The sequence below is a fragment of the Microbacterium sp. ZXT2-5 genome (assembly GCF_055329545.1).
On sequence record NZ_JBUZWD010000001.1, the window covers coordinates 788,964 to 808,760 of the forward strand.

The following is a 19,797-nucleotide window of genomic DNA, read 5'->3' on the forward strand; positions in this document are numbered from 1 at the left end:
GCCTCCTCGTCGCAAGGGCTCACTCTGCAGAAACGACCTCCCCGAACAGGCGAAGCTCGGCCACATTGAGGATCTGGCCGTTCGCAATCCGGATGTAACGGTAGGAGTCGCCCGCCGTCACGGTCCACTTCTGCCACTCGAGCGTCTTCGCGGGCACGGCGGGCGTGAGCCGGGTCCACGTCTGGAAGTCGTTCGAGCCCTCCAGCCGCATATCCGCGATGCGCGACGTGCCGTAGCCGTCCTGGCGCACGAGCAGCTCCGCGCCCGTGAGGGTCACGCGATCGGCTCCGAAGTCCCACACGTTCGCGTAGATCCCGGAGTTGAGCCGCGTGTCCGAATGCGTGGCGGCATCGCCGTCGAGCATGCGAGCGGCGTACTGCGTCCACCCGGCGTCGACCGCGCCGTCGGGCCGCAGCGAGACCGCGGCGCGGAACGCCGCATCGACGAGCCCGACATCGCTCGAGAGGAAGAGCTTCGACCCGTCGCTGGTGGCGGCGATGGGGTCCGCGGCCTTCCCGTCCGGCGTCGTGAAGCCGATGGCGAAGTCGACCACGCCGCCGGCCTCCGCGCTCTCCGGCACGGGTGCGGATGCCACCCATTCGCCGGGATTCGGCGATGTCACCGCGGCCGGCCGCCCGAAGAGCGTCACGTGCACGTCGGAGTTCTCCGTCGGCCCGGTCATCCGGACCTCGACGACGTCCCCCGCGACGACGCGACCCGCGACTGCGTCGGGTGACGAGAGCGACACGGTGTCCATCACGCCCACGGCCTCGCTCCGCGCACCGTCGATGCGGATCTCGGCGATGCTCCAGATCCCCGGGTACGCGGGATCCGACGGCACACCGGGCTCGTCGACCTGGAACTTCAGGAACCGGAAGCGCTGATCGCGGACCTCGTCGCGCGAGGCGATCCACTCCACGTCCGCGTCCTGGCCGGTGTTCGGATGCTCGGTGAGCAGCGTCCACTCGGCGCCGTCATCGGACCCGTACACGTTCGTGCCCTCCGCGCGGTTGGGGAACGTGTCGCGAGCCTGGAAGCCGAAACGGTCGGCGCTCACCCGGTATGCCGACCCGAAGTCGAACACGATGCCGGTGACCCGCTGGTCGCCCCACGACGTCTGGTTGTCGCCGTCCGTCAGGGCGCGCAGCTGCGAACTGCTGAGCGAGGGTGCGCTCACGATCCCGGTGAAGTCGAGCGAGCCGTCCGCCAGTCGCGGGCTCAGCGGCTCGAGCGCGTCGATCGCCTCTCCGAGCCGGGCGAGCAGGTCGGCGAACTCCGCGTCACCGGCGGTCGCGCGAGCCTTCTTCACCTGCTCCACGAGGTCCGCCACCGCGTCCCATGTCGCCGACGTGAAGCTCGCCTCGTCGCCGATGCGGTCGAAGAGCGTGCCCATCGCCGCGGCGCGGGTCGCCGCCACCGTGATGGTGACCGGCAGGGCCGTGACGGCGGTGCCGTCCGTCGCGACCACGAGCGCCTCGTGCACGCCGGGCTTCGCCGGCGTCCAGGTCAGCTCGTCGCCCGACAGCTGGGCACCCTGCGGGCCGTTCTGCAGCGAGAGCTCGACCGGGTCGTTCGCGGCATCCGTCACCGGGAAGCCGCGGCTCCACGGCTCGCCCTTCACGACGACGACGTCCACCGACGGCGCGTCGGCGAAGACCGGCGGCGTCAGCACGCCGTTGGCCTGGGCGAGCACGCCGGCCACGTCGACCTGGGCGGCAGACCCGGTCGCCCGCAGGAACACGATGGCGTCGCCGACGGCTCCGGGCGTCTTCTCGACGTGGAGGTCGAGCCACACGTATCGCCACTGGCCGCCGGTGTCGGGCACGACGATCTCGGCGAACGGCGCCTCGGCCGACGTGCGGGATGCCTCGAGCGTGGCGGCGCCGTCGCTGCGCACCTTGACCCCGACCAGCGACGTCTTGGTGCGGTCGCCCCAGACAGCCCGGCGGACCGCGAGCTGCGCGTCGTCGGCTGCGGCGTCGAGCCGCACGAAGGCGGTGCCGTCGGCGTCCTCCTGGTGCTGGGCTCCCGACCCGAGGGTCGTGCCGAACGTCTCTACCGAGAGCTCGGGACCGTCGGCGAGCGGCGCGACCGAGCCCTCGACGTCTGCGAGCTCGGGCGGGAAGGCCACCCAGTACTCGGCGCCGGTGTAGTCCGAGCCGCGGTCGTTCCAGAAGTTCTGGATGCCGCTCCCGTAGTAGTAGAGCGGGCCGTCGCGGTCGGCATACAGCTCAGCGACGTGCGGAGCCTCGGCCTCGACGTCCACGCCGGCGACGTACCGGTACTGGAGGTACGTCTCGCTGAGCGGGTCCTGCAGGCGCCCTCGGTAGGCCTGCGAGATCATGCCGCCCTCGTTCGCAGGTACGTAGGGCACCTCCTCGCCCATCATGAAGGCGTAGAACGTGTCGGCTCCGGCGAGGATCCGGTTGTCGAGGAAGTGATACGGCGACACCGCGTCGGGCGCGTCCGAGACCGTCCCCGCGACGGGGTCGATCGTCGTGCCCTGCGTGTCGACGAGGCGCGCGAGCGCCACGAGGAGGTCGACGTCGCCCTGCCCGTGCGCCTGGTCCCGCAGCATCTCCATGTGCTGGACGAAGGATTCACCGGTGGTGTTGCGCGGGTCGTCGGCGGGGATCTCGCGGAAGATCGATGCGAGCGCACCGTTCACGTCGCCGCCGTAGAGGTCGTGCTCGCTCTCGTACCCGGCGTTGACGGTGAACCACTCCACCCGCTCGGCGTACAGCTCGGCGTCGTCGAGGAAGATGGCCGCGGCGACCATGCCGATGACGCCGTACAGGTGCTGGTTCCACAGGCGGTTCTTCGAGTACAGGAACGTCTCGAGGACCGGCCGCACCAGGTTGTCCTCGATGCGCTGCTGGTCCTCGGCGGTCCACCGCAGGTCGTAGCCGTTCAGAGACTCCGTCGCCGGCTCCGTGCCGCGCAGCACCTCGGCCGCGATCAGCATGTAGTACAGCGGCACCCCGGTGTGGATGTGGGCGTCGGCGAAGTACGCGTACTTCGCCGGGTCGAGGCTGCTCCACGTGCGCAGCACGTGCAGGGCGTTCGCCCTGTACTGCTCGTCGCCGGTAACGACGTACTCGAGCGTCTGGGCCATCGCGCCGAGGCTGTCGCGCAGGGCGCTGGCGCGCATCCCGGCCGTCGCGTACGCGTCGTTCTTCGGTGTGTCGGTCCCCGGCTGGGCGTTCTCGGCCCGGAAGTCGCGCGCGGCGTACCGCGTCTGCGTCATCGCGTCGTAGTAGCCCGTCCAGGGGTCGACGCCCGCGAGCACCTGGGTCCGCATGTTCTCGAGGTGGTCCGCGCTGAAGCCGACGCCCGGGTGGGCGAAGCCGGCCTCGCTGACGGTCCGCACGATCTGCGGGGGTGCGGGCGTCTCCTGCGCGACGGCGGGCTGCGTGGCGGTGAGCGCGCCGGCGGCTGCCAGCACCCCGGCTATGAGCACCCCGATCACGCGGCGCGTGCGGTGTCTTTGCTCGATCCTCATCGATCTCTCTTCTCTTCGCCGCCGGCGTCACCGACGGCGGGTGGGGAGGTGGATAGCGTTTGCCACTTAACGATGACGGCATCGCCGCGCGACGTCAAGGCCCGATCTGCGAAGACGTCAGGATGCCTGCGACGGGAGGAACCGCACGCCCGCACGATCGATGTCGACGGTCCATCCGCGACCGTCGAGGTCATCGGCGCGCACGCCGAGGAACATCCCCGTGAACCGCAGTCGCGCCCCATGGTCGTCCGAGAGCGTCCACGCCGGGTGAACGTCCGGCACCTCGCGCCACGCCCCGTCGTCGCCCGCGACCGCGAAGCCCAGGCAGGGCCCGTCCAGCGACGCGCGCAGCCGCAGGGGACCTTCCGGCGCGGCGACCGGCGCGGACCTCGTGGTGACCGCGCCGTCCCGACGCACCACCCGCAGGTGCCGGCCGTTCTCGGCATCGAAGGTCACCTGCAGCCAGATCCACCCCGACCGGTCGTACCACGCGATGACTCCGGCCGCTTCGCGCGGGGTCCTCGGCTCGGCGTCGATGACCGCCTCGAACTGGGCCTGCCGTTCCTCGACGCGCGTGAGGACCATCGACTGATCGAAGACGGATGCCGCCGAGTGGCCGCCCCGCAATCGCAGCCATCCCGTCCTCGCGCCGAGATCCGCGACGTCCTGCGGCAGTGCGCGGCGCAGCGTCGACCAGCGCCGGGAATCCAGCCCGGGCGCGTCGAAGTCGTCGGTCCAGGCACGGACGCCGGCCGCGGCATCCGTGTCTCCTCCCGGTGCCGGTGCATCACCGCGGCCCGTCGCCGCACGCTCCCCCGACCCGGCGGCGAGCTCCACGTCGACGCTCGGGTGATGGCCCCCATCGGCGAGACGCAGCCACCCGTCGTCGTCGAACACCACCCGCTGGAGGCACGTCTCGCGCCCGAGGGTGCAGTAGCGCTCCCCGAGGTGCAGCGCGGGGCGGCTCGCCAGATGCGCGAGCACCCAGTCGCCGCCGGGCGTCTGCACGAGCTCGCCGTGGCCGGCCTTCTGAAGCGGATGCCCCGGCGCATCGCGCGTCGTGAGCACCGCCTCCCGCTCGTCGCGCTGGTAGGGCCCGAGCAGGCTGCGCGAGCGGGCGACGGTGATGCCGTGGTTCCACCCCGTGCCGCCCGCGGCGATGAGCAGGTGGTACCACTCGCCGATCCGATACAGGTTCGGCCCCTCGACGAGGCCGTCCTCGCGGTAGATGACGGTGGCCTCGCCGGTGGTGCGGCGCTCGCCGGGCAGGTACTGCTCGACGACGAGACCCGAGAACGACGGATGCTCCGGCCGCTGGTCCCACTGTACGCCGACGATCCAGTGGGTGCCGTCGGTGTCGTGGAAGAACGAGAAGTCGAATCCTCGCGAACCGAGGTGGACGGGCTCGCTCCAGGGTCCGGTCACCGATTCGGCGGTGACGAGGTAGTTGTCGATGTCCTTGTCGTCGCCGTCCATGGTGCGCACGATCGAGTACGCGAGCCAGAACCGGCCATCGGCGTGCGACAGGCTCGGCGCCCACACCCCTCCCGAGTCGGGGACCCCGCGCAGATCGATGCCGTCCAGCGCGTGACCGAGCGTCGTCCAGTGCACGAGATCGGTCGAGTGGTGCAGCCGGACAGCCGGGTGGTACTCGAAGGTGCTCGTCGCAATGTAGTAGTCGCCGCCGACCCGGAGGATCGACGGGTCGGGGTTGAACCCCCGCAGGACGGGGTTGCGGATCACCGGCACGGCGGTCTCTCCTCCACGGGGTCGGACGATCAGGACGCCGCCGGCTGCATCGGGTTCTCGAACGGCGCGCCCGCGACGAAGCGCTCGACCTCGGCGAGGGCGGACTCACCGAGGCGGCGCAGCTCCACCCCCATCGATCCGGCGAGGTGCGGCGTGAGGAACACGTTCGGGAGGGTGTACAGCGGATGCCCCGCCTCGAGCACGTCCGGCTCGGTGACGTCGAGCACGGCGCGCAGGCGGCCGCGCTGCAGCTCGTCGACCAGCGCGTCCTGGTCGACCAGCGCGCCCCGCGCGGTGTTGACCAGGGTGGCGCCGTCGGGCAGCGCGGCGAGCACCGCGCGCGAGATTATGCCGGCGGTGCGGGGCGTCTCGGGGGCGTGCACCGACAGGATGCGGCTTCGCCGGGCGAGCTCCTCGAGGTCGTCGATCAGCTCGGCGCCGAGCCGTTGGGCGGTCTCGGGCGTCGCGTAGGGGTCGTACAGCAGCACCTCGACGTCGCTCGCGCGGAGCTTCTCGATCACCATGGTGCCGATCGTCGAGGCGCCGACGATGCCGACGGTCGTGCGGAACAGTCCGGCATGGGGCGCCGTCGCCTCGCGGTCGATGAACCTCTGCTCGGCGCAGTACTGCCGCGAGAGCCAGAACGCGTCCTTGGCGGCGAGCGTGATCATCGCCTGCGTGAACTCCGCCACCGGGACGGCGTTGGCGGAGCGGGCGGACGAGATGCGGATGCCGCGCGCCGACGCCGCCTCGTCCAGGAACCCGATCCCGCCGCCCCAGTGGACGATGGCGCGCAGCGCCGGGAAGGCGTCGAGCCCTTCGCTGTCGATCACGGGCACGCCCCACCCGGTGATGAGAACCTCGACCCCCGACGGCGAGGCGATGCCGGCGAGGGAGGTGGCGGCATCCGTCATGTCGATCTCGAGGATCTCGGCGAGCCGGGCCCGTTCGTCGTCGCCGAAGACGAACGGCACCAGCGCGGGATCCATGAGCAGTGCGGCTCTCATGCGTTCAGCTCCTCGATGCTCCAGGCGTCGCGCCACTCCAGGCGCACCCGTCCGCCCTCGATGTGCAGCGGCAGCCACACCGCGGGCGATTCGGCGAGCGCGTCGGGCGTCCATCGGTCGCCGATGTAGACGAACCCGTCGCCGACGGGCGCGACGACGCTCACCTGCGACTCGAAGGTGTTCGTTCCGAGCGGCGCCAGGAGCCGCCAGTCGTCCCAGGGCCCGTCGAGGGCCGGAGCGCTCGTCCACACGTTGTCGTTCATGCTCCATCCGGTGAGATCCGAGCCGAACAGGTAGTAGCGACCTCCGCTGGTGACGACGGCGGGCGACTCGTACCCGATCTCGGGCCGAGCCTGCTGGCGGAGGGTCGCCACCAGCGACTCCACCCCGAGGTGGTCCTCGCGGAGGCGGTAGATGTGCAGCCCGTTGTCGCGATCCTCCGCGAGGAGGTAGCCGACGCCGTCCTCCTGGAAGACGCCGATGTCGCGGCTGAGGTTGCCCAGCGGCCGCTCGCTGCCCACGTACCGGTACGGACCCTCGGGGCGGTCGGCGATCGCGTACCCGACGCGCGCGAACGAGTAGTCCGCGGAGTCGACGTGGAGGAGCATGACCCACCGCCCGTCGGGGCGCTGCAGCACCTTCGGTCGTTCGACCACCCGGTCCGGGCCGATGTCGCCGTCGTCCGCGCGGAGCGCGTCGCCCTCGTAGCGCCACGAGGCGAGGTCGGTCGACGAGTAGCAGGCGACGGCGGTGAACCGGTCGCCGGCCGTCTTGTCCTCTCCCCACGCGAACCAGCGGTCGTCGACACGCTGCAGGCCGATCCCGTGAAGCTGTGCCGTCCGCCCGCGGTCGTCGACGAAGACGCGGCCGGGCCGGATCGTGCCGCGCTCAGCCATGCCGCACCTGCAGCACGCGCGCGCCGATGCCCGCGGGGGTGCTGACCGAGAGCCCGTCCCCCGTCGCTGCGAACGCCCACGGCTCTCCGCCGGCGGGGAAGATCGCCTCGGCCTCGCCGACGCCCGGGAGCGTGAAGGCGGCGGGCGCGGCATCCCGATCCCACACGAACAGCAGGTCGCGTTCGCTCGTGTGCAGGCCGAGGCACACGGTGGGCGCATCCCAGGCCGGCAGGCCGAGCGGCCAGAACGGCGTCGCGTCGGCCAGGTCGTCGCGCAGCGCCTTGTGCAGCTCGACGGCCTCGGCCACACGCGCCCGCTGCGCGGGGCGCAGGTCGTCGAGGAAGCCCGAGAGGTACAGCCGCCCGCTGAGGCCCGTGACGAGCGTGAACACCGTGTCGTCGTCGCTCATCTCCCGCGCCGGGTAGGCCCAGTTGCCGCACTGCTCGGGCAGGATCGAGGCCGGCGACGACGCCGCGATCGGCGGGTACAGCCGGAAGTCCTGCTGATCGCTGGTCGACTGCAGGTGCGTCACGGCGAGGAGGGAGTAGTCCGCGCGCATGGCGCCGGAGCTGCAGTTCTCGATGCGCAGGGACGGATGCCGCTGCTGCACGCCGACCAGCCACTCGCGGAACGCCCGGGTGTGGGCCAGCAGCCCGTCGCCGGCGGTCGTCGCGTCGCGCTCGGTTCCGGCGCCGGGGTTGATGTTGTAGTCGAGTTTCAGGTACTCGATGCCGTAGTCCTCGACGAGGTGGTCGACGGTCGCGTCGAGGTGGGCGCGCGCCGCGGGATGGCGGAAGTCGAGGTGGTACCGGCGGTCCTCCTGCACACGCCGGCCGAACCGCTGGAAGAACGCGTCATCGGGCAGCCGCGTCGCCGCGGGGCTGTGCACGCCGACGACCTCGGGCTCGAGCCAGAGCCCCGGCGCCATCCCCGCCAGCCGGATCGCGTCGATGACGCGGCGCAGCCCACCCTCGGGGAACCGCGACGGCGCCTCGCGCCACTCGCCGACGGTCGACCACCAATCGCCGATCGCGGGGTCGGCGAACCACCCGGCGTCGATGCAGAAAACCTCGGCGCCCGCCTCGGCCGCGCGTCGCACGAGCGGCAGCAGCTGCTCGGTGGTCGGCTGCCCCATCAGCGTGTTCATGAAGTCGTTGTACACGACGGGCAGGTGCTGATCCTGGGCCGACCCCCGCAGCCAGCGCCGGTAGCGCGTCAGCTCCGCGATCGCGCCGTCGCGACGGTGAGCGGATGCCGCGACCGCGACGGGCACGGCCGCGAAGGTCTCGCCGGGGAGCAGCTCGTTGGCGAACTGGTGCTCCTGGTCTGTCGGGCCGAGCAGAGACAGCACCCCACCGCCGCGCGTCTGGCAGAGGTCGACGTGCCAGCCCGCGCTGGTCTCGAGCTGCCAGGCGAGCGCCTCGCCGTCGGGACGCGCGAGGTAGCCGCACGGCAGATGCTCCCCGCTCGACCATGCGCCGTGACTCGAGAGGCTCGCGTGGCCGCGGCCGTCCTGGCCGTGGAGGTCGAGAGCGAGCTCGGGCAGCTCGTCGCGCAGCGGCACCTCTTGCCACCGGGCCTCGGCGAGCCATTCGCTCGCAGCCCTCCCCCATACGACCCCGTCGAGGTCGGCAGCCGTGGCGCCGATCCCGATCGTCGCCGAGCTGACCGCGGTGACCACCACGGGCTCCTCCCCGGCGTTGCGCACCTCGTTCTCGATCCGCACCGCGGCGGTCCCGACGGGCGCGGTGACGGTCGTGCGCACTTCGAGCCCGCTGACGGCGTCGGCCTGCACGACGATCGCCCGGGTCGCGCCGGCGTCGGTGGTGACCTGCGATCCTTGCACGCGCAGGCGTTCGCCGACCGCGGACCGCCAGTAGGCCTGACTGGTGCGCGCCCGCTGCTCGGCCGAGGTGAACACCTCCACGAGACCGATTCCCTGACGCCCGGCGTGCGTCGACGACAGCGCCACGAGCGAGAGCGGGGCGTCGGCCGACCACCGCAGTTCGAACGCGCCGACGCGGGCGCGCCGCGTGGCGGGGACGGCCTCGGCGGTGTCTTCCTTTCTCGCGATGTCGATCGTGGCGGGAGGGGGGAAGGTGTCGGTCACGAAGCTCGTCTCGTCTCGTCGGTCAGCGGCATGCGCAGGGCGTCGTTGAAGATGTGGATGCCGGCGCCGAGGAGGGCCGGCAGGAACAGTGCGAGCGCCGAGCCGATGAGGGGCAGCGACGCCGCTGCGATGCCCAGCCCGATCAGCAGCAGCCAGCTCAGCCCGACGTGCGGGCGGCGAGCGAGCGCCGCCGCGGCGACACTGAGCGCGGCGACCGGGCGCAGGCCGGGGTTCGCGGCCGCGGCGGCGCACACCGCGATGAGCAGCACCGCCACGACCGCGCCGGCCGCGGCGACGAACAGCAGCATGGCGTCGGCGGCGCCGAACAGCGCGAGGTCGTACGACAGCAGGAGCGTCATCAGGCTGGTGCCTGCCGCCGCCCACCACAGGCTGCGCCACCCTGCCCCGAAGGCGAGCCAGAAGCTCCGCCCGCCCCGCGCGTCGGCGCGGCGCTCGAGCAGTGCCCGGGTGCTCCGCAGGAGCGCGAAGACCGCGGGGGCCAGCGGCAGGAGCGACGCCGCACCCAGGCACAGGGCGAGATGCGTCGGCTGCCAGCCCACCAGCAGGGTGAAGGCGACCGTGGGTACGAGGCATCCGAAGAACGACACCGACACCACGAAGTACTGGAAGACGGTGAGCGCCGTCGTCGCGAGTGCACCGTCGAGCGCGAGCACCGTGCGGATGTACCCCACGAGGCCGCCCGGACGCGACGGGGTGGAGTGGGCGGTCATCCCTTCACCGCCCCGATCGACATGCCCTTGATGAAGTACCGCTGGAAGGCGGCGAAGATCGCGACCGACGGGATGATCGCCAGGATCGCCCCGGTGTAGATCAGCTGCCACTGCGACGTGAGCAGCCCCACCATGCGGTTGATGGCGACGTTGATCGTGCCCGCCGACGACGAGTCGAGGAACACCAGCGGGATGAAGAAGTCGTTCCACAGTCCCAGCGCCTGGATGATGACGAACGCCGACGTCACCGGGAGCAGCATCGGGAAGACGATCGACCAGAACGTGCGGAACCGTCCGGCGCCGTCGACGAACGCGGCCTCTTCGACCTCCACCGGGATGCCCTTGATGAAGCTGCAGTACAGCAGGATGCCGAAGCTCGCCGCCCCGCCGAGGTGCACGAGGATGACGCTGGTCAGCGTGCTGTACAGGCCGACGTCGTCGAAGCCCTTGACCAGGGGGATCATGCGCACCTGGAAGGGGATCATCAGACCCGCGATGAAGAGGATGTAGAGCCACCGCGCGCTGCGCCCGCCGATGCGCTCGATGCCGTACGCGGCCATCGGCACGATGGCGACGAGCAGCACGACCGTGACGACCGTGATGATCAGCGTGTTGACCAGCGCCTCGCCGTAGTCGGTCTGCTGGAACAGCTGCACGTAGTTGTCGAGGGTGAACGCGGTGGGAAGCCCCATCGGGTCGACGGTGATCTCGGAGTACGAGCGGAACGAGTTCAGCAGCGCGTACAGCACCGGGCTCGCGACGATCACGACGAGCACCGCCAGCACGATCATGACGACCACCTGGCCGGGCGTCACCTTCTTCTTGCGCTCGGCGCGGCGCTCGGCGCGGCGCGTGTCACGTTGCGCCCGCCCCGGCGCGACGACGAGCTCTGTCTCGGTGCTCATGCCTGGATCTCCCTCTTGCGCATGTAGGCGTTGGCCGCGACGGTGCTGACGATGACCACCAGGAACAGCACGATGGCGGCGGCGCTGCCGAAGCCGGCGCGGTACTCGCCGAACCCGACCTTGTAGATGAAGAACGCCATGGTCTCGCTGACGAACCCGGGACCGCCCGCGGTCAGCACCATGACCTGGTCGAAGATGGTCCAGCCCGCGATCATCGCGAGCGTCATGTTGACGGTGACCGCGCCGGCGAGCATCGGCCACGTGACGTGACGGAACACCTGGCGGCTGTTGGCGCCGTCGATGCGCGCCGCCTCGACGAGCTCCTGGGGCACCGACTGCAGGTTGGCGAGGTAGATGAGGGTCGTGTTCCCGCCGAGGGTGAAGCACGTGATGAAGAGGATGACCCAGACGACGATGCTGCTGTCGCCGAGCCAGTCCCGCGCCCACTCCGGCAGCCCGAAGTCGCGGAGGAACGTGTTGACGGCTCCGAAGTTGTAGTTCAGCAGGTACTTCCACACCGTCGCGAGGATGAAGGCGCTGACGAGCGACGGCAGGTAGACCGCGGTGCGGAAGAGCCCCTGCCACCGCCCGGTCACCTTGTCGAGCATGAGCGCGACGCCGAGCGAGATCGCATTGATGATGAGCGCCGAGCCGAGCCCGAGGATGAGGGTGTTCTTGACGGCGTTCCAGAAGCGCCCGCTCGTCAGGATCTCCTCGTAGTTGCGCGTGCCGACGTAGTCGTAGCCGGGGCTGATGCCGTCCCAGTTCGTGAAGCTCAGCTGCAGCGACTGCACCGACGGGATGATCACCATGAGCAGGTAGATCACCAGGGCCGGCGCGATGAAGCCGAGCATGATCCAGCGGGCGGAGCGGAACCGCCCGGTCCGCCGCTTCTCCCGCTCAGGCCCCGTCGGCACGAGCGAGACGTCGTCGGGGGCACCATCGGGCGCACCGTCGAGCGGGGCCTCGCCCCGAAGGCGGACGGCGGTGCCGACCACCTCTGTCTGCCCCTGCAGGGCGCTCTGATCAGTCATGGAGACCTCCTCGGCTCCGGCCGGGGTGCCCGGGCAACGCCCGGGCACCCCGACACGTGTGGGTCAGCCCGCGGCGACCGTCTTGTCGAACTCGGCCTGCACCTTGGCGATGGTGTCGTCGATCGAGCTCTGGCCGTCCTGCATCTCGATCCGCGCCTGGCGGAAGAAGGTGTTGAACGCGCTGAAGGTGGAGAGGTCCGACACGTTCTCGTACCAGACGAGGTTCGGGTTCTCGAGGAGGGCGAAGTAGTCCTCCGCACCGGGGATCGACGTGTTGCGCTCGATCTCGTCGGCCGCGACGATGTTCGGCGCGAGCCAGCCGTTCTCCTCCATGAGGTTGGCGGTGTCGACCTGGTAGAAGAACTCCAGGAACTCCGTCGCCGACTCGTACTGCGCGTCGTCCTCGGCCGCCTGCGCCGAGATGGCGAGGCCGCCGGCGGTGTCGCCGTTCACCGCGTTCTTCAGCACGTTGATCGCGCCGTCCTCGTCGGGGACGATGAACAGCCCGGCGTTGAAGTCGGCGTCGACCTTGTTGATGTCGTTCAGGCGCCCGATTCCGGCTGACGACGTCGCCATGACGGCCATGTCGTTCACCAGCAGGGTGGTCGTCTGCGCGTCGGCGGTGGACTGCCATCCCTCGAGCACGTACTCGTTCGTGATGTCGAGCAGCTCCTGGAGCGGCTCGCGCAGGTCTTCGATGGTCGCCTCGCCGTTCTCGGCAGCCGTCCAGAACCCGCCCTGGTCGCTCCACTCGGCGAACGTCGGCGCGGCGAGCAGCTTCCACAGCTGGTCGCTCGGCCAGACCTCGGCTGCCGCGGTCGCCAGCGGGGCGTCGCCGTTCGACTTGATCTCGGCCATCAGGTCGATGAAGTCGTCGTAGGTCTCGGGCGCCTCGAGGTCGTTCTCCTCGAAGTAGTCCTTGTTGTAGACGATGTTGATGCCGATCTCGCCGTTGAGCGCGCTGTACGGCACGGTGTAGACGTTTCCGTCCGACGCGCTGCCCACGGCCTCCGGCTCGATGAGCTCGGTCACCGACTCGGGGATCGGCGCGAGCTTGCCGGCGTTGATGTACGTGAGGGTGTCGCGCATGTCGACGACGGCCGGCCAGTTGCCCGTGGCATCCATCGTCTTGAGCGCCGTCGCGTAGTCGCTGCCCGCCGGAAGCGGATCGAGCTGCACCGTCGTGGTCTCGCTCTGCTCGTTGAACGCCTCGACGACGGCATCGACGACCGAGTTCCAGGTCTCGTCGCCGGTCGCGTACAGGAACCGGATGGTGGTCTTCTCGGATGCCGCGCCTCCGTCGCCGCTCGCCGCACCGGTGCAGCCGGTGAGTGCGAGCGCCGTGACGGCCAGCGCCGCCCCTCCGGCGAGCCAGTGCGAACGGCGGCCCAGCCGGGCGCGCACCCCTGCCCGCGTCGCTTCCTCGTGCATGTGATCTCCCTTGATTCGTGCCGGAACGTTTCCGTCCCGGAGAGAGTACCTCAAAGTGGACAACGTTTGCCACTATTTCCGAAACGCAGGTTGTAGCGATCTGCCACAGCGCTTCGCCGCCCCGCGATCCGGCCGTCGCTACGCACGCACGAGGGGCTCGCCGTGCAGGATCGGCGTCGCCGTGAGGGCCACGGAATCGCGCGCGCCGGGCTCGTCCAGCACGAGGGCGAGCGCGGCGCCGCCGAACTCCTCGAGCGGCACCTCGACGGTGCTGAACCCGGGCAGCACGTCTCCGAGCATCGGGACGTGGTCGAACCCGGTCACCTCGATCCCCGCTGCCCGGGACTCGCCGAGTTCGCGCAGGCGGGCGATGACGCCGACGGCCATCGCGTCGCTCATCGCGGCGATGACCTCGACGTCGTCGAGCCGATCGCCCAGCAGGTCGACCGCGCGGTAGCCCCCGTCGCGCGAGAACTCCGTGTGCACGATGTCGTCGTCCGGGATCTCGATCCCGCGGTCGACGAGGCCCTCGACGAACCCGCCCACGCGCTCCAGCGCCGTCACCTCCGCCGACGGGCCCGAGACAATCGCGAAGCGCCGCTTGCCGGCATCCGCGAGTCCCCCGGCGAGCAGGCGCGCGGCGTGCCGGTTGTCGACCGTGACGGTCGGGAACCCGAGCTCGTTGTCGCCGATCACCACGATCTTCGCGCCGTGGTCGCGCAGCACCCTGAGCTGCTCCTTGACGGATGCCTCGCGCGCGGGGTCGGTCGTCCGGCTCGTCGCCATCACCACGGCGAGATGGCGTTCGCCGCGCAGCTGCGTGAGGATGTCGAGCTCGCGGGCGGAGTCGTCGCGCGTCGTGCGGACCGCGACCGAGATGCCGCGCTCCTCGGCCGCGTGCATCATGCCCGAGATCATCGTCGCCGAGCCGAAGTCGTCGATGTCGCCGACGATGAACGCGACGGTGCGGGCGCGTCCGCCCTTGATCGTCTGCGCGGCGGGGCTGACGGAGTAGCCCAGCGTGCGGGCGGCCTCCTCGACGCGGCTGCGCAGCTCGGGCGACCCGCTCTGCTTGCCGCGGACCCCGCCGTTGAGGGCGCGGGAGGCGGCGGGCACCGATACACCCGCCAGGCGCGCCACATCGGCGAGGGTGGGCGGCTTGGCTCCTGGCGTCATCGTCGTCCTCTCGCGGCTGATAACGCTATCCAGTATTGCCGATGCGATGCCGGGCGCGTGCAACGGCCACCCGCGCCGCAGCCCCGCTCCCCGCGACTCAGCGCACGACCGCGGTCACGGTCGCCAGGCGGCCGAGCACCTCCTGGCTGATGGAGCCCAGCAGGAATCGCGCGAGCGCGCCGCGGCCGTGCGAGCCGACCACCGTCAGCCGCGCGGAGCCCGCCAGCCCGTTGATGATCTGCGACGGGTAGCCGCGCTCCACCTTCCGCACGATCTGGAGGTCGGGGTAGCGCGAGCCGAGTCCGGCCAGCGAAAGGGCGAGGGCCTCGGCGGTGAGCTTCTCCATGTTCTCGAGGTACTCCGCCGGATACGACCCCATGTTGCGCGGCGCCTCGAGGGGCGTCCACACCGCCACGGCGATGAGCGGCTCGCCGAGGCGGTCGGCCTCGTCCGCGGCGAAGGCCACCGCCTTCTCCGACACCGGCGAGCCGTCGACCCCGACGACCACGCCCGACCGCCCGGCGGCGTCCGCGTCGGGAACCACGACGACCGGGCAGTGGGCTCCCGCCGCGATGCGCAGGCCGTGCGCGCCCCGGGCCGCCCGCGATCCCTGGCCCGGGTAGTCGCTGCCGATCACGAGCAGCGCGGCCTCGGCCGAGGCGTCCACGAGCTTCGCCACCGGGTTGCCGCGCTCGACGCGCGTCCGCACGACCAGCCCGTCCGCGGCGATGCGCGACGCCTCGTGCTCCACGCGCTCGCGCGCCTCCTCGAGCGCGGCGGCGAGGACCGAGTCCTCCCCCACGGCGCCGACGGCGCCTCCCACGACGGTGACGAGCTCGAGCGGCTGCCGGCGCTCCCTCGCGCGCTGCGCGGCCCAATCGACCGCGCGACGCGCGACGGCGGCATCCGTGATTCCGACGACGATGGCTTCACCCACGATGGCTCCCCTCGGATGCCCCCAGGCTAGCGCCGGCGATCGCCCCGATGCAGGCGGATGCGCCGTGACAAACACCTCGGCCGCGAATGCGGGAAGCCCGGGCGTCCGAGGACGGCCGGGCTTCCCGTGAAGAGGCGGCTACAGCGCGAGGCGCTCGCGCACGACGTCGGCCAGGGCGTCCGCGTGACGACGTGCGTCGTCCTCGGAACCGGCCTCGACCATGACGCGCACGAGCGGCTCCGTGCCCGAGGGGCGCAGCAGCACGCGCCCGGACAGCCCGAGCTCTGCCGTGGCGCGGGCGACGGCATCCTGCACGATCTCATCGCCCACGCGCGTCCGGTCGACGCCCTTCACGTTGACGAGCACCTGCGGGTACACCGTCATGACCGACGCCAGCTCGGCGAGCGTCTTGCCCGTGCGTGCCATCTCGGCCACGAGGTGCAGGCCCGTGAGCAGGCCGTCACCGGTCGTCGCGAACTCGCTCATGATGACGTGCCCGGACTGCTCGCCGCCGAGGGAGTAGCCGTGCTTGTTCATCGTCTCGAGCACGTACCGGTCGCCGACGGCGGTCGTCTCGAGGCGGATGCCGTGGGCGTCCATGGCGCGGTGCAGGCCGAGGTTGCTCATGACGGTCGCGACGAGCGTGTCGTCCTTGAGGGCGCCGCGCTCCTTCATCGCCACGGCCAGGATCGCCATGATCTGGTCGCCGTCCACGATGCGGCCCTCCGCGTCCACGGCGAGACAGCGGTCCGCGTCGCCGTCGTGGGCGATGCCGACGTCGGCTCCGACGCGGACGACGTGCTCGGCGAGCAGATCGAGGTGGGTGGATCCGACGCCGTCGTTGATGTTGAGGCCGTCGGGGTCGGCGCCGATGACGGTGACCTTCGCGCCGGCGTCGCGGAACGTCTCGGGAGAGACGCCGGATGCCGCGCCGTGCGCGCAGTCGAGCACGACGTGCAGCCCCTCGAGGCGGTTCGGCAGCGAGCCGAGCAGGTGCACGACGTAGCGGTCCTCGGCGTCGGCGAAGCGGCGGATGCGACCGACGCCGGCCCCGGTGGGCTGCAGCTTCGGCCCCTGCATCGCCTGCTCGATGCGCTCCTCGACGACGTCGGGCAGCTTCACGCCGCCGGTGGCGAAGATCTTGATGCCGTTGTCGGGAGCGGGATTGTGGGATGCCGACACCATGACGCCGAAGTCGGCATCGATGTCGGCGATGAGGAATGCGGTCGCGGGCGTGGGGAGCACACCGGCGTCGTACACGTCGACGCCCGAGGACGCGAGCCCTGCCTCGACCGCAGCCGAGAGGAACTCACCCGACACGCGCGGGTCGCGCGCGACGACGGCCGTGAGGCGCTTGCCGGCGGCGCGACGCGCCTCGGCCGTACGACCCTGGCCCAGGACGACAGCGGTCGCCTGGGCCAGGGTCAGTGCGAGATCGGCGGTGAGGGGGCCGTTGGCCAGCCCCCTCACCCCATCCGTGCCAAAGATCGGCATGCGGAGAGGAAGCCGATCAGCGCTTCGAGTACTGCGGCGCCTTGCGGGCCTTCTTGAGACCGGCCTTCTTGCGCTCGATGACGCGGGCGTCGCGCGAGAGGAAGCCGGCCTTCTTGAGGGTCGGGCGGTTGTTCTCGACGTCGATCTCGTTCAGCGCACGGGCGATGCCGAGGCGCAGCGCGCCGGCCTGGCCCGAGGGGCCGCCACCCGAGATGCGGACGATGACGTCGTACGCGTCGGTGAGGTTGAGCACCGTGAACGGGTCGGTGATGAGCTGCTGGTGCAGCTTGTTCGGGAAGTAGTCCTCGAACGCACGGCCGTTGACGGTGATGGTGCCGGAGCCCGGGATGACGCGCACGCGGGCGATGGCCTGCTTGCGGCGACCGACGGCTGCGCCCGACACCGAGAGCACGGGGCGCTCGGCGGCGACGGCGGTCTCGTCGACCTGGGACTCGGTGGAGTAGCTGCTGGGGGTTTCTTCGATGTTCGCCATCAGTGTGTCCTGTTCTGTGCGGCGCTTACTGGGCGACCTGGTCGAAAACGTACGCGGTGGGCTTCTGCGCCGCGTGCGGGTGCTCGGCACCGCGGTAGACCTTGAGCTTCGACAGCTGGTCGCGGCCGAGGGTGTTCTTGGGGAGCATGCCGCGGACGGCCTTCTCGACGGCGCGGACCGGGTTCTTCTCGAGGAGCTCCGAGTACGTGACGGACTTGAGGCCGCCCGGGTAGCCCGAGTGACGGTAGGCCTTCTTCTGCTCGAGCTTCTGGCCCGTCAGCGCGACCTTCTCGGCGTTGACGATGATGACGAAGTCGCCCATGTCGACGTGGGGGGCGAAGGTGGCCTTGTGCTTGCCACGCAGGAGCGCGGCGGCGTGCGAGGCGAGGCGGCCGAGGACGACGTCAGTCGCGTCGATGACCAGCCACTCGCGCTGGGCTTCGCCAGCCTTGGGGGTGTAAGTGCGCGTCACAGTAGTGCTGCTTTCTTGATCGAACGGAGAGGTTCGTGAATCCCACTCCGGGGCGCTTCGGCAGTCGGAGATCCGGTTTCCGGTTCCTGAGCCTGTCGAAGGGCGCCAGTGGAGGGCTCACGTTCGCGGTGCCGGGTCAGCTGAGCCGAACACCAAAGATCGAGTCTACGGCATCCGGATGCCTCGTCCAAACCGTCAGCACGCGCCCGGGCGCGGCAGGGGCTCAGGGCACGATCGGCTCCACCGGATCCGCGGGTGGCTGCTCCTCCGGCGGTGGCTGCTCCTCGGCGGGCGGCTGCTCCTGCGTCTCAGGCGCCGGCTCGGGTTCAGGCGTCACGGGTGCCGAGAAGAAGCGGCGGGATGCCTCCTCCTCCGCCCGCAGCTGATCCTCGCGCAGCGCGGTCACCGCGGCGGCATAGGCGAGCAGCTCGGCGTCGCCGCTCGCTCCCGCGCTCTGCGCGGCGCCGACCGCGGCCGCCGTGGCGATGACGTCGTCGCGGAAGTTCTGGAACGCGATGTCGTTCTCGGCGGCGATCGCCTCGGCGGTGGCGGGGAGGGTCGCTCCGAGCGCACGCTGCGCTTCGGTCAGCGCGGTGACCTGCTGTGTCACCGCGGCGGTCGCCGTCTTCACCTCTTCGGTCGTCGCCGCCACGGCGGCGGAGTAGGCGCGGGCGTCCGCCGCCGCATCCTCCGCGGACTGCACGTCGTCGATCGTCGTCATGTCGGGGGCGTCATAGGCGGCCGGCCGCTCGGGCAGCGTCGTGCTGTCCAGAAGAGCGATGACGGCACCCGCAGCCGCGTTCGCCGCGTCGAGGGCCGGCTGGTCGCTCATCCCCGCGACCGCTGCGAGTGCCGGCGTGGCACTGTCGGCCGCGGCACGGGCGGCTGCCGCGGTGGTGTCGTACTCCGCGTACGCCGCCTCCATCGCCGGCACCGGCTCGTCGGCGGCGTCGGCGGCGGCCTCGAACTCGGCGGTCGCTGCGGCGAGCTCCTCGGCCTGCGCCTGGAGCAGCTGCGACACGGTGATGCTCGCGGCCACGAGCATCAGGATGAGCGCGACCGCGATCCCCACGGACCACCACGTGCCCTTGCTCCAGGCTCGCATTCCACGCGGCGTCGAGGCGAACTCGCCCTGGGCCGCCTGCGCGGCCGCCGCCGCCTTCGCCGCGCGCCGCGCCTCGCGCTTCGTGGCGCGTTGAGACGGCGGGCGTCGCTCGGTGGATCGTCCCGGCGGCGCGACGCCCGCAGCGGCACGACCCGGAACCGTGACAGCCTCGGCGTCTCCGGCCACGACCGCCGCTGTCGCGGCGGCGTCCGGTGCGAACCCTGAGGACGGAGCGGATGCCTCGATCGGCACGCCGGGCGCATCGTCCAGCGGGATCAGCTCACCATCGGCGTCGAACATGAAGAGGTCGTCGGCGTCATACGAGAGCAGGTCGTCGTCATCGAGCGCGAAGAGGTCGTCGTCGGATGGGGCTGTGGGCGGGATGGCGTCGGCGACGGCGGGCTCGGCGTCGCCGGCCGGGATCCGATCGGCCTCAGAGGGCACGCCATCGAACTCCGCGCCCGCAGGATCGGGCGCGGGATCGACCGTGGGCGCGTGATCGGGCGTGGGCGTCGGTGTCGCCTGCGCGGGGCCAGGCGTGTCGACCGGATCCCGGCGCGGCGGTCGTGCGAAGAACTCGGCGAGCCGGTCGGTGCTGGTCGGGTCGTGAACCTGCCCCTCCGCCACCGGACCACGTGAATCCGTCCCGAAGAAGTCCGCCAGAGCGCGCGCTCGGACCTCGCCACCGTCGGCTGGGGAAGCCTGGGGTGACGAGCCGTCGTCGCTGGGGTCGTTGCTCGGGGGCATCGGAGTCA

At 71.2% G+C, this 19,797-nt stretch carries 15 protein-coding genes; all 15 read right to left on the reverse strand.

Annotated elements, in window-relative coordinates; all coding sequences use genetic code 11:
- Positions 1-19 precede the first annotated feature (19 nt).
- The 15 genes from ACZBH1_RS03420 to ACZBH1_RS03490 all read right to left on the reverse strand — a co-directional run bounded on the left by ACZBH1_RS03420 (position 20) and on the right by ACZBH1_RS03490 (position 19,669).
- Positions 20-3,502: an alginate lyase family protein gene (locus ACZBH1_RS03420; protein WP_463645514.1), complete on the reverse strand. Its 3,483-nt coding sequence runs from the start codon at positions 3,500-3,502 to the stop codon at positions 20-22.
- 117 nt (positions 3,503-3,619) lie between these two features.
- Positions 3,620-5,251, reverse strand: a complete 1,632-nt coding sequence (locus tag ACZBH1_RS03425) for a glycoside hydrolase family 43 protein (protein ID WP_463645515.1) — start codon at positions 5,249-5,251, stop codon at positions 3,620-3,622.
- Positions 5,252-5,280: 29 nt separating this feature from the next.
- Positions 5,281-6,258, reverse strand: coding sequence for a hydroxyacid dehydrogenase (locus tag ACZBH1_RS03430; protein ID WP_463645516.1), 978 nt, complete (start codon positions 6,256-6,258; stop codon positions 5,281-5,283).
- On the reverse strand, positions 6,255-7,154 hold the full coding sequence (locus tag ACZBH1_RS03435) for a family 43 glycosylhydrolase (protein WP_463645517.1): 900 nt from the start codon (positions 7,152-7,154) through the stop codon (positions 6,255-6,257). The genes ACZBH1_RS03430 and ACZBH1_RS03435 overlap by 4 nt, the downstream gene beginning before the upstream one ends.
- On the reverse strand, positions 7,147-9,264 hold the full coding sequence (locus ACZBH1_RS03440; RefSeq protein WP_463645518.1) for an alpha-galactosidase: 2,118 nt from the start codon (positions 9,262-9,264) through the stop codon (positions 7,147-7,149). The genes ACZBH1_RS03435 and ACZBH1_RS03440 overlap by 8 nt, the downstream gene beginning before the upstream one ends.
- Positions 9,261-9,995, reverse strand: coding sequence for a hypothetical protein (locus tag ACZBH1_RS03445; RefSeq protein WP_463645519.1), 735 nt, complete (start codon positions 9,993-9,995; stop codon positions 9,261-9,263). The genes ACZBH1_RS03440 and ACZBH1_RS03445 overlap by 4 nt, the downstream gene beginning before the upstream one ends.
- Entirely contained in the window at positions 9,992-10,900 is a 909-nt protein-coding gene (locus ACZBH1_RS03450) for a carbohydrate ABC transporter permease (RefSeq protein WP_336398135.1), read from the reverse strand. The genes ACZBH1_RS03445 and ACZBH1_RS03450 overlap by 4 nt, the downstream gene beginning before the upstream one ends.
- Positions 10,897-11,934, reverse strand: a complete 1,038-nt coding sequence (locus ACZBH1_RS03455) for a carbohydrate ABC transporter permease (RefSeq protein ID WP_463645520.1) — start codon at positions 11,932-11,934, stop codon at positions 10,897-10,899. Before ACZBH1_RS03455 ends, ACZBH1_RS03450 begins: the two co-directional genes overlap by 4 nt.
- A 63-nt stretch (positions 11,935-11,997) precedes the next feature.
- Positions 11,998-13,365 (reverse strand): ABC transporter substrate-binding protein, encoded by a 1,368-nt coding sequence (locus tag ACZBH1_RS03460; protein ID WP_463645521.1) that lies wholly within the window; start codon positions 13,363-13,365, stop codon positions 11,998-12,000.
- 138 nt (positions 13,366-13,503) lie between these two features.
- Entirely contained in the window at positions 13,504-14,541 is a 1,038-nt protein-coding gene (locus ACZBH1_RS03465; protein ID WP_463645522.1) for a LacI family DNA-binding transcriptional regulator, read from the reverse strand.
- A 97-nt stretch (positions 14,542-14,638) separates the two neighbouring features.
- Positions 14,639-15,478: a universal stress protein gene (locus tag ACZBH1_RS03470; RefSeq protein ID WP_463645523.1), complete on the reverse strand. Its 840-nt coding sequence runs from the start codon at positions 15,476-15,478 to the stop codon at positions 14,639-14,641.
- A gap of 138 nt (positions 15,479-15,616) precedes the next feature.
- Positions 15,617-16,972, reverse strand: a complete 1,356-nt coding sequence (gene glmM, locus ACZBH1_RS03475; RefSeq protein ID WP_336398130.1) for a phosphoglucosamine mutase — start codon at positions 16,970-16,972, stop codon at positions 15,617-15,619.
- A 16-nt stretch (positions 16,973-16,988) separates the two neighbouring features.
- On the reverse strand, positions 16,989-17,465 hold the full coding sequence (gene rpsI, locus ACZBH1_RS03480; RefSeq protein WP_336398129.1) for a 30S ribosomal protein S9: 477 nt from the start codon (positions 17,463-17,465) through the stop codon (positions 16,989-16,991).
- Between the two features lie 25 nt (positions 17,466-17,490).
- Complete coding sequence (gene rplM / locus ACZBH1_RS03485; RefSeq protein WP_336398128.1) at positions 17,491-17,937, reverse strand: 50S ribosomal protein L13; 447 nt, start codon at positions 17,935-17,937, stop codon at positions 17,491-17,493.
- 223 nt (positions 17,938-18,160) lie between these two features.
- Positions 18,161-19,669, reverse strand: coding sequence for a hypothetical protein (locus ACZBH1_RS03490; protein WP_463645524.1), 1,509 nt, complete (start codon positions 19,667-19,669; stop codon positions 18,161-18,163).
- Positions 19,670-19,797 lie beyond the last annotated feature (128 nt).